This is a genomic window from Streptomyces sp. NRRL B-1140 (assembly GCF_001280065.1).
GTDB lineage: Bacteria > Actinomycetota > Actinomycetes > Streptomycetales > Streptomycetaceae > Streptomyces.
Genome location: NZ_LGEA01000080.1, coordinates 58,956 through 72,132, shown reverse-complemented (window position 1 = coordinate 72,132; position 13,177 = coordinate 58,956). Strand labels below are relative to the sequence as shown.

Below are 13,177 nucleotides of genomic sequence, written 5' to 3'. Positions count from 1 at the left end.
CCCCACATGCGGAAAGCCGCGATCACACCCGCATGGGCTGCGGCGCCTCGCGAAGCAACGGGTCCGGCCCCTCATACTCCCGAATGATCTCGTACCGCGTGTTCCGCTCCACAGGCCGGAACCCGGCATCACGAATGAGATCCAGCAGATCCTCACGCGTCAGCTTGTTCGGCGTCCCATAGTTGTCCGCGTCATGAGTGATCTTGTACTCGACGACGGACCCGTCCATGTCGTCCGCCCCGTGCTGCAGCGCGAGCTGAGCGGTCTGCACCCCGTGCATCACCCAGAACACCTTCACGTGCGGCACGTTGTCGAACAGCAGCCGCGACACCGCGAAAGTCTTCAACGCCTCGGCACCGGTCGCCATCTGCGTCCGCGCCTGAAGGCGATTGCGCACCTTGCCGTCCTGCATGTCGACGAAGTCGTGCTGGTACCGCAGCGGGATGAAGACCTGGAACCCGCCGGTCTCGTCCTGCAGCTCACGCAGCCGCAGCACGTGGTCCACCCGGTGCCGGGGCTCCTCGATGTGCCCGTACAGCATCGTGCACGGGGTCTTCAGACCCTTCTCGTGCGCGAGCCGGTGGATCCGGGACCAGTCCTCCCAGTGGGTGCGGTGGTCCACGATGTGCTGCCGGACCTCCCAGTCGAAGATCTCGGCCCCGCCACCGGTGAGGGACTCGAGACCGGCGTCGATGAGCTCGTCGAGGATCTCCGAGGCGCTCATGCCCGAGATGGTCTCGAAGTGGTGGATCTCCGTCGCCGTGAACGCCTTCAGCGAGACGTCCGGCAGCGCGGCCTTCAGCTCCCGCAGCGACCGTGGGTAGTAACGCCACGGCAGGTTCGGGTGCAGCCCGTTGACGATGTGCAGCTCGGTGAGGTTCTCCGACTCCATCGCCTTCGCGAGCTTGACGGCCTCCTCGATGCGCATCGTGTACGCGTCCTTCTCCCCCGGCTTGCGCTGGAAGGAGCAGTACGCGCAGGAGGCCGTGCACACGTTCGTCATGTTGAGGTGACGGTTGACGTTGAAGTGCACGACGTCGCCGTTCTTGCGGGTGCGCACCTCGTGCGCGAGACCCCCGAGCCAGGCCAGGTCGTCCGACTCGTACAGCGCGATGCCGTCCTCACGGGTCAGGCGGACGCCCGCCCTGACCTTCTCCTCCAGCTCGCGCTTGAGCCCGAGATCCATGCCCACACCTTTCTACGACGACGTCCCAACCGTACGACTTGCGCTCTACTCCTCTTCGGGCAGCTCCCCGACCCGGTTCTCCCACTTCGTGGAGAGCACGATCGTCGTACGCGTCCGGGAGACGCCCTCGATGCCGCTGAGCCGCCGGATCATCTTCTCCAGACCGTCGACGTCCGCCGCCCGCACCTTGAGCATGTACGAGTCGTCGCCCGCGATGAACCAGCAGTCCTCGATCTCCGAGAGGTCCTTCAGCCGCTGCGCCACGTCCTCGTGGTCGGTGGCGTCGGAGAGTGAGACGCCGATCAGGGCGGTGACGCCGAGGCCGAGCGACGCGGCGTCGACGGTGGCCCGGTAGCCGGTGATGACCCCGGCCGCCTCCAGCCGGTTGATGCGGTCGGTGACACTGGGTCCCGACAGTCCGACGAGGCGTCCCAGCTCCGCGTAGGAGGCCCGGCCGTTCTCCCTCAGGGCCTGGATGAGCTGCCTGTCCACCGCGTCCATTGCGATCGAAGCCTTCCGCTGAAGTTGTCGTTGAGTCCGATGAGGTTCGCGTGCTGCTCAGCCGTCGCGGTGCGCACCGCCGCCGAGTTCACCCTGCCAACGGCGGTAGAGCCGGTGCGGCACGCCCGCCGCGTCGAGTACGCGTCCGGCGACGAAGTCCACCAGGTCCTGGATGTGCGTCGCGCCCGCGTAGAAGGCGGGTGAGGCGGGCACGACCGTCGCGCCCGCGTCGTCGAGGGTGACCAGGTGGCGCAGGGTCTGGCCGTTCAGCGGAGTCTCCCGCACGGCCACGATCAGCTTGCGGCCCTCCTTGAGGGTCACGCTCGCCGCCCGTTGCAGCAGGTCCTTCGACAGCCCGAGCGCGACCCCCGCCACGCTCGCCGTCGAGGCGGGCACGATGAGCATGCCCTTGGTGGGGTACGACCCCGAGGAGGGCCCGGCGGCCAGGTCGCCGGCGCTCCAGTGCCGCACGGCGTCGATGTCGACGGAGAAGGTGCCCGGCTTGCCGTCGGCGCCCCGGGACAGCCATTCCCGCAGGTCAGCCTGCCAGTGGGCGTCCCGGAAGGAGATCCCGGTCTCGTCCAGCAGGGTGAGCCGGGAGGCCCGGGACACCACGAGGTCGACACTCTCGCCGGCGTCCAGCAGCGCGCGCAGCACGGCAGCGGCATACGGAGTGCCGGAAGCCCCGGACACCCCTACGATCCAAGGCGTACGCGGCATCTCGCCTGGCTTGACTGGGTTCACGACTCCGAGCCTATCCGGCGCCGTGGCGTGGGAACCGGCCCAGGGGTGCGGGCCGTTGCACGGAGAGGACGAACGAGCACTGGGGGTCGCCATGTCGGGTCCGCAAGCCGGGTGGTCGAACGGCGACCGTGCGCTGGCCGCGGGCAAACTGATGCTTGCCTGGGTGGCGCTGCTGTGGCTGCTGGAAGTGGTGGACGTGGCGACGGGCCACGCGCTGGACGGCCTCGGCGTCACCCCGCGTGACACGTCCGAGCTGGTCGATGTCGTCCCCTCGTCCTTCATCCACTTCGGCTTCGCCCATCTGGCGTCGAACACCGTGCCCCTGCTGGTCCTCGGCTTCCTCGCCGCGCTCGCCGGGCTGCGGCGGTTCCTGCTCGTCTGCGCCATGGTCATCGTCGTCGACGGCCTGGGCGTCTGGCTCATAGCCCCGGACGGCACCAACACCGCGGGCGTCTCCGGGGTGATCTTCGGCCTCTTCGGCTTTCTCCTGGTCAGCGGCTTCCTCGAGCGCCGCCCCTGGGGCGTCCTGGCGGGCGTCCTGGTCGCCGCGATCTGGGGCGGCTCGATCCTGGCGGGTCTGGCCCCGACCCAGACGGGCGTCAGCTGGCAGGGCCACCTGCTGGGGCTGCTGGCGGGGGTGGCGGCGGCGTTCGTGTTCCGCCGCGCCCCGGCGGCACCGCCCGCGCTCACACCGTGAGGCCACGCACCACCAGGTCCAGCAGCGCGCACACGAACAGGGCGATGCCGATGAAACCGTTGACGCTGAAGAAGGCACGGTTCACTCGGGACAGGTCGTGGGGGCGGACGATCGAGTGTTCGTAGAGGAACGCTCCGGCGACGATCAGCAGGCCCAGCCAGAAGAAGGCGCCGGCGCCGGTGGCGAGGGCGTACCAGACGAACAGGGCCGTGGTGAGGGTGTGACAGACCCGGGCGCCCCAGATCGCCGCCGGGATGCCGAAGCGGGCCGGCACGGACATGACGCCGATCTCGCGGTCGGTCTCCACGTCCTGGCAGGCGTAGATCAGGTCGAAGCCGCCGATCCAGATACCGACGGCGAGACCGAGGAGCACCGCGTCCCAGGACCAGGAACCCGTGATGGCCAGCCAGCCGCCGACCGGGCCCATCGCCTGAGCGAGGCCCAGAATGGCCTGCGGGAAGTTCGTGAACCGCTTGCCGTACGGGTAGACCACCATCGGGATCACCGCGATGGGGGCCAGCGCCAGGCACAGGGGATTCAGCAGGGCCGCGGCGCCCAGGAAGACGGCGAGAGCGATCAGCGCGCCCGTCCAGGCGTGCTTCACCGACATCGCGCCGGTCACGAGCTCGCGCTGCGCCGTACGTGGGTTCCGCGCGTCGATCTCCCGGTCGATGATCCGGTTGACCGCCATCGCGAAGGTGCGCAGCCCCACCATGCAGACGGTGACCAGCAGCAGCCTGCCCCAGTGGATGTTCTTGTCCCACTGGAACATCGCCGTGAGCGCGGCGATGTACGCGAAGGGCAGCGCGAAGACCGAGTGCTCGATCATCACCAGCCGGAGGAACGCCTTGGTGCGTCCGGGCTGGGGGATGGCAGCGGAAGCGGAGGTCACAGTCCGTATTCCTTCCAGCGGCGGTCCACCTTGGCAGCCGTCTCCGGGTCCGACTCGACCATGTCGGGCCAGCCGCCGTCGCGCGTGTAGCCCTCCTCGGGCCACTTCTTCGTCGCGTCGATACCGGCCTTGCCGCCCCAGAACTGCTGGTAGGAGGCGTGATCGAGGTGGTCGACGGGCCCCTCGACGACCGACAGGTCCCGGGCGTAGTCCGTGTTGCCCAGCGCCCGCCAGGCGACCTCGTGCAGATCGTGCACGTCACAGTCGGAGTCGACGACCACGATCAGCTTGGTCAGCGACATCATGTGCGCGCCCCAGATCGCGTGCATCACCTTCTGCGCGTGCTTCGGGTACTTCTTGTCGATCGAGACGATCGCGCAGTTGTGGAAGCCGCCCGCCTCCGGCAGGTGGTAGTCGACGATGTCCGGCACGATGATCTTCAGCAGCGGCAGGAAGAAGCGTTCCGTCGCCCGTCCCAGCGGCCCGTCCTCCGTCGGCGGCCGACCCACGACGATCGACTGGAGCAGCGGACGCTTGCGCATCGTGATGCAGTCGATGGTCAGCGCCGGGAAGGGCTCCTGCGGCGTGTAGAAGCCGGTGTGGTCGCCGAACGGCCCCTCGGGCAGCATCTCGCCCGGCTCCAGCCAGCCCTCGATCACGACCTCGGCCTGCGCCGGCACCTGCAGCGGCACGGTCTTGCAGTCGACCATCTCGATCCGCTTGCCCGCGAGGAACCCGGCGAACAGGTACTCGTCGATGTCCCCGGGCAGCGGTGCGGTGGAGGCGTAGGTCACGGCGGGCGGACACCCGAAGGCGATCGCGACGGGCAGCCGCTCGCCCCTGCGCGCGGCCACCTGGTAGTGGTTCCGGCTGTCCTTGTGGATCTGCCAGTGCATGCCGATGGTGCGCTTGTCGTGCCGCTGGAGCCGGTACAGCCCGAGGTTGCGGACGCCGCTCTCCGGGTCCTTGGTGTGGGTCAGCCCCAGGTTGAAGAACGACCCGCCGTCCTTCGGCCAGGTGAACAGCGCCGGAAGCCGGTCCAGGTCGACGTCGTCCCCGGTCAGGACGACTTCCTGCACCGGCCCGTCCTTCACCTTCTTCGGCGGTACGTGCGTCATCGCGCCGAGCTTGCCGAAGGCCTCCCGGACGCCGACGAACCCGTGCGGCAGTTCGGGCTTCAGCAGCCCGCCGATCCGCTCGGTGATCTCGGCGTACGACTTCAGGCCCAGGGCCTTCAGCAGCCGCCGGTCCGTGCCGAACACGTTCATCGCGAGCGGCATGCTCGAACCGCGCACGTTCTCGAAGAGCAGGGCGGGACCGCCGGACTTCTGCACCCGGTCGACGATCTCCCCGACCTCCAGATACGGGTCGACCTCGGCCTTGATGCGCTTGAGGTCACCCTCGCGCTCCAGCGCCCTGAGCAGGGAGCGAAGATCGTCGTAAGCCATGGGGTCCAGTATCCCCGAGCCGCTACCCTGGCCTGGAACCACCCACCGCTTTCGCTGAGAGGCCGCATGCTCCGGGTACTGATGTTCCTCGTGCCGCTGGCGCTCAGCGTGTACGCGTTCATCGACTGCATCAGCACGAAGGACGACGACATCCGCCACATGCCCAAGCCGCTGTGGGCGCTGCTGGTGCTGGTGTTTCCGCTCGTCGGCTCGATCTCCTGGCTGATCGCCGGCAAGAAGCGGGTGCCCGCGGCGGAGCGCCCCCGGCAGTGGGTGGCGCCTGACGACAATCCCGACTTCCTGAAGTCGCTCGACCAGGACAAGGACACCGACCCGGACGAGCGCAAGCGCGAGGAGTGAGCGTCAGAGGGCGGCTGTGAACGCCGCCCAGGCGCTGCGACTCACGACCAGGACGGGCCCGTCAGGGGTTTTGCTGTCGCGGACGGGGACGGTTTCGGGGAAATCGGGGGCTATTTCTATGCAGTTGCCGCCGTTGCCGTCGCTGTAGCTGCTCTTGACCCAGGTCAGCGCGTTCCTGTCCATGGTGCCCGTACCTCTCCATCGTCTCGTGGATCAGAGCGGCGGACTGGGGAGCTGACAGGGCGTCCGCCCTGAGCACATCATAGAACTGGTTATAGCGCTCGTAGAGGGCCGGATCGTTCGTGAAGTGGCCGCGGTTCAGGGACTCCGAGTACAGCCAGTGGCGCCCCTCAGGCAGCGTGATCAGCGACATGGAGCCGCTGGGACGGACGATCTCGAAGGGGCCCGCGGGCGCGACCTGGATGCGGATGTTGGGACGCCGTGTCAGGTTCAGCAAGTGAGCGCACTGGTCTCGCATGACAGCCGGGCCGCCGACCACATTGCGCAGGCAGCTTTCGTCGAGCACGACGAGGTACAGCGGACCACCATCAGCGAGGAAGCGCTGCTGTCGGCTCAGTCGAGCTCGCACTCGCTCCTCCAGCTCCGCCCCGCTCACATAACGGCAGGACAGCGCCCGAGCGTAGTCCGCCGTCTGCAACAAACCCGGGATCACCCGCTCCTGGTACTCCCGAAGGGACACGGCCACCTCATCCATCTCGGCGCGCCGCCGGAACCAGTCCGGATGCTCCACCTGCGGATACCAGTCGATCCGGCCCCACAGCCGAAGCAAAACCCCGCCCGTGCCCAACAGTTCGTCACAGGTCTTGGCGAACGTGTCCTGCGGAACCCTCGTACCGCCCTCGACCCGCGCCACGTGCGAACGGTCGCACGGGATCTGTCTGGCCAGACCCTCCTGCGTGAGCAGCGCGGCCTCACGGAAGTGCCGCAGGACCTCACCGAATACCGCCGCCGTACTCGCCCCGCCGTTCCGTCGGCTCACGGCTCCCCCTCCGTGACAGTGCACCGGTGTCACACGCCAAGCATTGATCCGGACCATCCCCCTGCGCAACGCTCGATACACCCAGAGTGACGGAGGTGCACGGAATGGAACCGGGAACGCTCGTCTACGACCCCCAGACGCGCAAGGTCGGCGAGTACCAGGACAGAACCGGCCCGTACGTGATGCTGCGCCCGGTCGGCGGCGGCCGGGAATGGCAGGCCGACCCGGCGAGCATCCGCGAGGCGACACCGGAGGAACGGCTCAGCGCGGGCGTACGCGCGCTCAACGAACGTTCCAGGGAGGGACTGTCGGCCGATCCGGCCCGGCCGCCCTCCCCGGTACCCGGGTGCGCGGGCTGTGAGGAGCTGGCACTGCGGCGGGACAGGGCGCGGGCGGCGTTCGACGGCAGTGCGGTGACGGACGCGAACGTACTGCTGCGCCAGCACCAACGCGACGAGCACGGTGGGGAGTCGGCCGGCAGGAGGATCTTCCGGTACGTGCCGTACACGATCGTGCAGGACGCGTCCGCGCAGCCCGAGTACGAGGCGAGGTGCGTCTCGGGTGAGGAGGAGGACTGCGGGGCGGGTTCGGGTCCGTGCCAGGCACCCGGCGAGGTGGAGGAGTGGCAGCGCAGGCACACTCAGGAGACAAGGCACTTGCGCTACCGCCGCAGCTTCGCGGACTACGCGGTACTGGAGAGGCAGGGCTATAGATGACGAACGACCGCCGCCTCCGCTCCGTCGACCTGGCCCGGCTCGCCGGTATCTCCACGCAGCAGATCCGCAACTACGAGGACGCCGGTGTGCTCCCGCCGGCCGCGCGGACCGCGTCCGGCTACCGCGTCTTCGGCGAGGTGCACCGCGGCGCGCTGCTGGCATACCGGACGCTGATGCGGGGGTACGGGCCGGTGACGGCGACGCACATCATGCGGACCGTGCACGAGGGGGACGTGCCGGGCGCGCTCGCGCTGGTCGATGCCGCGCATGCGGCGCTGCACGAGGAGCGGGTGGCGCTGCGGGCGGCGAGCGAGGCCCTGGAACTGCTCGCGGCCGGGCCGCCCGCCCCGCTGCCCCGCTCGGGCGGGCTGCGCATCGGAGAGGTGGCGGGGCTGCTGGGCGTGCGGACGTCCGCGCTGCGGGTGTGGGAAGGCGCCGGGCTGCTCACGCCGGGACGCGAACGCGCCACCGGGTACCGGGTGTACACGCCGGCCGATGTGCGCGACGCCCGGATCGTGCACACCCTGCGCCGCAGCCACTACCTGTTCGACCAGATCAGGCCGGTGCTCGAGGGGCTGCGGCGGGAGGGCGGCAGTGCGGCGCTGAGTGCGGCCGTAGCGGCGCGCGGAGAGGCGCTGACGGCGCGCACCAGGGTCATGATCGAGGGCGCGGGCGCCCTGCACGCCCACCTCGACCGGCTCACCGCGGCCGGGCCGGGTTACGCAGGGGCGGCGCCGGGTCATGAATGAGGCCATGGATGAGGGCATGGACCGCGTACAGGCACGCGCCTGGCTCGCGACCGCCGTCGAGGAGGCCCGCGCCGGGCTCGCCGAGGGCGGCATCCCGATCGGTGCCGCGCTGTACGGCGCCGACGGCACCCTGCTGGGCCGCGGCCACAACCGCCGCGTGCAGGACGGCGATCCGTCGCTGCACGCGGAGACGGCGGCCTTCCGCGCGGCCGGGCGGCAACGCTCCTACCGCGGCACGACGATGGTGACGACCTTGTCGCCCTGCTGGTACTGCTCCGGCCTGGTGCGGCAGTTCGGCATCTCCCGCGTCCTGATCGGGGAGGCCGTCACCTTCCACGGCGGCCACGACTGGCTCGCCGAGCACGGTGTGAAGATCGTGCTGCTGGACGACGACGAGTGCGTCGGCCTGATGCGGGACTTCATCGCGGGCAGCCCGGAACTGTGGAACGAGGACATCGGCGTCAACTGAAGTTACCGGCCGGGTTTCGCATCACCGTTCGGGATGCCATCCGATCCATTGAAAAGTAGCGACACCCGGTGTCGCCGGTGGCGGGTTCGCCATTCCTTTGGTCGGGTCTATCCCACCTGCGAACGGAGACGCCTCGTGCGAATGACTGACATCCAGCGCTGCGACGTACGACCTGGGCGACTCGTCGAATGGACGCTCAGCCCGGCCACCGTCGCGACGGCGAAGGCCCTGCCGGAGGACTCCAGGCCTCCCGCCTACATCCAGGAGTCGCATCTGCGGACGGCCCGGTCCGTGCGCGAGGACGGCCTGTTCGTACCCACCTGGCTCGGCGCGGCGTTCGACATCCCGGGGCGGGTCGATCTGGACGCGCTGGGTGAGGCGCTGCGCGGCTGGACGCTGCGGCACGAGACCCTGCGCAGCGGCTTCCGCTGGGCGGGCGGGCCGGGCGACTCGATCCGCCGTTTCACCCTCGACGAGGCCTCGGTCTCGCTGCACCGCGAGGACGCCGGCGAGTTCACCGATCCCGAGGCGCTGGCCCAGCACCTCCAGGACCGTTTCGACACCACCGCCGACGCGCTGCGCTGGCCGAACCTCATCTACACGGCCGTCGTCCGCGACGACAGCACCAGCGTGTACATGGCGTTCGACCACAGCAACGTCGACGCGTTCTCCATCTACCGCATTCCCGCGGAGATCCAGGAGCTGTACGCCGCTCATCTCACCGGCCGGGCCCCGGAGCAGTCGCCGGTCTCCAGCTACGTCGACTTCTGCGAGGCCGAGCGGGCCAGCGCGGACCGGCTGGACGCGGACCACGAGATCGTCGCCCGCTGGCGGGAGTTCATCCGGCGCTGCGACGGTCGGCTGCCGAGTTTCCCCGTGGACCTCGGGCTGGATCCCGGGGCCGGGCTGCCGACGCAGAAGCTCATGCGCGAGATGCTCGTCGACGCGGACGCCGCCGCCGCCTTCGAGGCGTACTGCCGCCCCTACGGCGGTTCGCTGGTCGGGGTCCTGGCGGCGACCGCCCTGATCGTCCACGAGATCGGCGGTGAGCCCGTCTACCGGACGGTGGTTCCCTTCCACACCCGGGCCAAGTCCGCGTACTCGGACTCGGTGGGCTGGTACGTCGGCGGCGCGCCCATCGAGGTGCCCGTCGCCGACGCGCCCGACTTCCCCGCCGCGCTGAAGACCGTACGGGCCGCGCTGCACGCCACCCGGCCGCTGGCCCGGATGCCGCTGGCCCGGGTGCTGCGGCTGCTCGGCGCGGACTTCCGCCCGACGTCCCCCGACATGTACTCGATCGTGTCGTTCGCCGACGCCCGTGGCATCCCCGAGTCCACGACCTGGACCGAGCGCAACGCCTACGGCCTGATCAGGGTGTCGTACGGCGACCAGGTCTGCGCCTGGGTCACGCGGCTCCACGAGGGCCTGTGGTTCGCGGCCCGCTACCCGGACACCGATGTCGCGCACAAGAACCTGCGGCTGTACGCCGACCGGCTGCGCGACATCATCGTGTCGGTGGCGGAACACGCCCCCGTCCCCCGGCGGTGATGTGCCCGGCGGGGGCGGGACGGGGCACGCCGACGGGTCCTACACGCCCGCGTAGGAGTGCTTGCCGGAGACGAAGATGTTCACGCCGTAGTAGTTGAACAGCCAGCAGCCGAACGCGATGAGGGCCAGGTAGGCGGCCTTGCGGCCCTTCCAGCCGGCGGTGGCGCGGGCGTGCAGGTAGCAGGCGTAGGCGACCCAGGTGATGAAGGACCAGGTCTCCTTCGGGTCCCAGCCCCAGTAGCGGCCCCAGGCGTCACCGGCCCAGATGGCGCCCGCGATGATCGTGAACGTCCACAGCGGGAAGACGGCCGCGTTGACGCGGTAGGAGAACTTGTCGAGGGAGGCGGAGGAGGGCAGCCGCTCCAGGACGGAGGTCGCGAAGGTGCCGGGCGTGCCGCCGCTCGCGAGCTTGCTCTCGTAGGAGTCCTTGAAGAGGTACAGGATCGTGGCGACCGCGCCCACGTAGAAGACCGCGCCGCAGAAGATCGCCGTCGAGACGTGGATGTACAGCCAGTACGAGTGCAGGGCGGGGACCAGCTGGTCGCTGGCGGTGTAGAGGACCGTGACCGCCAGGCCCAGGTCGAGCAGGACCGATGTGATCAGGAACAGGCCGAGCCAGCGCACGTTCTTCTTCAGGGCCAGCAGCCCGAGGTACACGCCGACCGCGACCGTGGAGAACGTGATGTTGAACTCGTACATGTTGCCCCACGGGGCGCGCTCCACCGACAGGGCGCGGGTGAGGACACCGCCGAACTCGACCAGGAAGGCGAGGACCGTGAGGGAGATGGCGATCCGGCCGTACAGGTCGCCCTGCTCGTCCCCGCCGTGCGCCCCGGGGCCGTCGGGCACGTCGCGCTGACCGGACGCGGCCCGCACGGTGACCTTCGGCCGCTCCAGCACGGCGGTGCCGCCGGCCTGGTTCACGGTGACGGCCGGGGCCGCCTTCTTGGCGTCCGCCTTGGTGGTGAGCGCGGCGGCGGTCCGGGCGACCTTGCTGCGGCTGCCGAAGAGCCATTCGGCGATGTACGCGAAGAAGGCCAGGGTGTAGACGGCCATCGCGGAGTAGATCAGGACGTTGCTGATGTTCGCGAGGTTTTCGTTGGTGGCGGCGGCGAGAGTCACTGCTTCTCAGCCCCTTCGGCAGGTACGGGGGGTTCGGTACCCGGCTCCTGATCGGGGTCGGGGGAATCTGCGGGGTCGTCGGGGCCGGGGGCGCCCGGTGCCTGCTCGTAGAGGTCGCCGGCGAGCCGGCCCAGTTCCTCGGGGACCTTGGCGGACTCGCTGCGGCCGAGGCCGGCCATCTCGACGACGGTGACGCCGTCGGCGCCCTTGACCGCGCGCACCCAGACACGGCGGCGCTGGATGAACAGGGAGGCGGCGAGGCCGCCGATCGCGGCGAGGGCACCGGCGAGGGCCCAGCCGCTGCCGGGCTGCTGGACGACCTGGAAGCCGGCCCACTCCTTGATGTCCTTGCCGAAGGTGACCGATCCGGCACCGTTCGGGAGCTTCATGGTCTCGCCGGGCTTCAGCAGCTTCTTGAACAGCTTGCCGTCGGAGTCCTTGAACTCCTTCATGTTGGTCCGGTCCATCTGGTACACGCTCTGCGGGATGCCGGAGTCGGCCCCCAGGTCGCCGTGGTAGGCGGACAGCGCGAGCAGCGGATTGTCCAGGGCGGGGAACTGCGACAGCATCGTGCCGCTGGCGGAGCCGCCGAAGGTCGGCACGAAGAAGGCGTTGAAGCCGAGCTGTTCCTTCTTGCCCTGGGCGTTGCGGTAGCCGTCGAGGACCTTGACGACGCCGGAGGAGGTGACGTTGGAGTCGAGCGGCAGCAGCGGCACGGCGTCGTCGAAGACGACCTTGCCCTGGGCGTCGCGGACGGTGATGACCGGGGCGTAGCCGTGGCTGACCAGGTAGACCTTGGAGTCGCCGATCTCCAGCGGGTGGTTCACCTCGACGGTGTCGTTCTCGTCCTTGCCGTAGGCGCCCGTGCTGTAGGTGATGTCGGCCTTGTAGACGCGCGGGGTGCCCTTGTTGGGGCCGGTGCGCTCGTAGGTGCCGGTGAACTTCTTCAGGTTGAAGCTGAACGGCACCAGGTCGTCGGAGGTGAAGAGGTTGCCGGACTTGAAGTCGTCGTACTGGGTGAGCGTGTTGGAGAAGCCGTCACCCTCGACGACCAGCTTGTTCCCCTCGGACTTGTAGAGCTGGCCCCAGGCGAAGGCGGTCAGCATCACGATGAGGGCGATGTGGAAGACGAGGTTGCCGACCTCGCGCAGGTAGCCCTTCTCGGCGGCGACGGCGTCCCCGGTGAGATGGGTGCGGAAGCGGCGCTTCTTCAGCAGGGCCAGGGCGGCCTGGTGGACCTGCTCGGGTTCGGCGGTGGTGCGCCAGGTGGTGTGGGCGGGCAGCCGGGTCAGCCGTCGGGGCGCGCCGGGCGGCAGCCCGCGCAGCTGGCCGACGAACTGCCAGGTGCGGGGCACGATGCAGCCGATGAGGGAGACGAACAGCAGGATGTAGATCGCGGAGAACCACACCGAGCTGTAGACGTGGAACATGCCGATCTTGTCGTAGACGTCCCCGAGGGCCGGGTGGGCCTTGCGGAAGTCGGCGACCTTCGTCTCGTCCTGGCCGGACTGCGGAATGAGCGAGCCGGGGATCGCGCCGAGGGAGAGCAGCAGGAGCAGCAGCAGGGCGACCCGCATGGAGGTGAGCTGCCGCCAGAACCAGCGGGCCCAGCCGATGACGCCCAGGGACGGCAGGCCGGTCGCCTCCTCCTTGGGGGCGGTGGACAGCTGGGAGCCGGCGTCGCCCAGCTCCTGGTCATCGGCGGCGGAGGGGGCCGGGTCGGAGGCGGTGGTCTTGCTCATGGA

Annotated in this window: 15 protein-coding genes; 6 read left to right on the top strand and 9 right to left on the bottom strand. The window is 69.5% G+C overall.

The genetic code is table 11. From position 1 onward, the window contains the following. Window positions 1-22: 22 nt before the first annotated feature. From mqnE to ADK65_RS09710, 3 genes are read right to left on the bottom strand one after another with little or no spacing between them, the layout of a single operon-like run. Window positions 23-1,186 (bottom strand): aminofutalosine synthase MqnE, encoded by a 1,164-nt coding sequence (gene mqnE, locus ADK65_RS09720; protein WP_053669557.1) that lies wholly within the window; start codon window positions 1,184-1,186, stop codon window positions 23-25. A gap of 45 nt (window positions 1,187-1,231) precedes the next feature. Continuing rightward, window positions 1,232-1,687, bottom strand: coding sequence for an Lrp/AsnC family transcriptional regulator (locus ADK65_RS09715; protein ID WP_053669556.1), 456 nt, complete (start codon window positions 1,685-1,687; stop codon window positions 1,232-1,234). Window positions 1,688-1,744: 57 nt separating this feature from the next. After that, window positions 1,745-2,407 carry a UbiX family flavin prenyltransferase gene (locus tag ADK65_RS09710; protein ID WP_053669555.1) on the bottom strand — a complete coding sequence of 221 codons (663 nt, stop codon included), beginning with the start codon at window positions 2,405-2,407 and terminating at the stop codon, window positions 1,745-1,747. Between the two features lie 115 nt (window positions 2,408-2,522). On the opposite strand from ADK65_RS09710, the gene ADK65_RS09705 reads away from it, so the two are divergent. Next, a complete protein-coding gene (locus ADK65_RS09705; RefSeq protein ID WP_053669554.1) occupies window positions 2,523-3,128 on the top strand; it encodes a rhomboid family intramembrane serine protease in 606 nt (201 codons plus the stop codon). Here the strand turns inward: ADK65_RS09705 and mqnP are convergent. Together mqnP and ADK65_RS09695 are read right to left on the bottom strand one after the other, a co-directional pair. Beyond that, on the bottom strand, window positions 3,118-4,020 hold the full coding sequence (mqnP, locus tag ADK65_RS09700) for a menaquinone biosynthesis prenyltransferase MqnP (RefSeq protein WP_053669553.1): 903 nt from the start codon (window positions 4,018-4,020) through the stop codon (window positions 3,118-3,120). The two genes, ADK65_RS09705 and mqnP, sit on opposite strands and share 11 nt — an antisense overlap. Continuing rightward, window positions 4,017-5,468 carry a menaquinone biosynthesis decarboxylase gene (locus ADK65_RS09695; protein ID WP_053669552.1) on the bottom strand — a complete coding sequence of 484 codons (1,452 nt, stop codon included), beginning with the start codon at window positions 5,466-5,468 and terminating at the stop codon, window positions 4,017-4,019. Before ADK65_RS09695 ends, mqnP begins: the two co-directional genes overlap by 4 nt. A 66-nt stretch (window positions 5,469-5,534) precedes the next feature. On the opposite strand from ADK65_RS09695, the gene ADK65_RS09690 reads away from it, so the two are divergent. After that, window positions 5,535-5,828, top strand: coding sequence for a PLD nuclease N-terminal domain-containing protein (locus ADK65_RS09690; RefSeq protein ID WP_053669551.1), 294 nt, complete (start codon window positions 5,535-5,537; stop codon window positions 5,826-5,828). A gap of 3 nt (window positions 5,829-5,831) precedes the next feature. Here the strand turns inward: ADK65_RS09690 and ADK65_RS39175 are convergent, their stop codons facing one another. After that, window positions 5,832-5,942 carry a DUF397 domain-containing protein gene (locus tag ADK65_RS39175; protein WP_234352844.1) on the bottom strand — a complete coding sequence of 37 codons (111 nt, stop codon included), beginning with the start codon at window positions 5,940-5,942 and terminating at the stop codon, window positions 5,832-5,834. Then, the gene (locus ADK65_RS09685) at window positions 5,890-6,828 is read right to left on the bottom strand and encodes a helix-turn-helix domain-containing protein (protein WP_053669550.1); all 939 of its coding nucleotides are present in this window, start codon (window positions 6,826-6,828) and stop codon (window positions 5,890-5,892) included. Before ADK65_RS09685 ends, ADK65_RS39175 begins: the two co-directional genes overlap by 53 nt. 104 nt (window positions 6,829-6,932) lie before the next feature. Here ADK65_RS09685 and ADK65_RS39750 point away from each other — a divergent pair, with 104 nt between their 5' ends. From ADK65_RS39750 to ADK65_RS09665, 4 genes are all read left to right on the top strand, one after another. After that, the gene (locus ADK65_RS39750; RefSeq protein WP_053669549.1) at window positions 6,933-7,544 is read left to right on the top strand and encodes a hypothetical protein; all 612 of its coding nucleotides are present in this window, start codon (window positions 6,933-6,935) and stop codon (window positions 7,542-7,544) included. Next, window positions 7,541-8,293: a MerR family transcriptional regulator gene (locus tag ADK65_RS09675; RefSeq protein ID WP_053669548.1), complete on the top strand. Its 753-nt coding sequence runs from the start codon at window positions 7,541-7,543 to the stop codon at window positions 8,291-8,293. The genes ADK65_RS39750 and ADK65_RS09675 overlap by 4 nt, the downstream gene beginning before the upstream one ends. A 16-nt stretch (window positions 8,294-8,309) precedes the next feature. Further along, window positions 8,310-8,762, top strand: coding sequence for a nucleoside deaminase (locus tag ADK65_RS09670; RefSeq protein ID WP_107092254.1), 453 nt, complete (start codon window positions 8,310-8,312; stop codon window positions 8,760-8,762). A gap of 135 nt (window positions 8,763-8,897) precedes the next feature. Next, window positions 8,898-10,310 carry a condensation domain-containing protein gene (locus tag ADK65_RS09665; RefSeq protein ID WP_053669546.1) on the top strand — a complete coding sequence of 471 codons (1,413 nt, stop codon included), beginning with the start codon at window positions 8,898-8,900 and terminating at the stop codon, window positions 10,308-10,310. A gap of 39 nt (window positions 10,311-10,349) precedes the next feature. Here the strand turns inward: ADK65_RS09665 and ccsB are convergent, their stop codons facing one another. Both ccsB and resB read right to left on the bottom strand, forming a co-directional pair. After that, the gene (gene ccsB, locus ADK65_RS09660; protein WP_053669545.1) at window positions 10,350-11,432 is read right to left on the bottom strand and encodes a c-type cytochrome biogenesis protein CcsB; all 1,083 of its coding nucleotides are present in this window, start codon (window positions 11,430-11,432) and stop codon (window positions 10,350-10,352) included. Further along, complete coding sequence (resB, locus tag ADK65_RS09655) at window positions 11,429-13,174, bottom strand: cytochrome c biogenesis protein ResB (protein ID WP_053669544.1); 1,746 nt, start codon at window positions 13,172-13,174, stop codon at window positions 11,429-11,431. Before resB ends, ccsB begins: the two co-directional genes overlap by 4 nt. Between the last annotated feature and the right edge of the window lie 3 nt (window positions 13,175-13,177).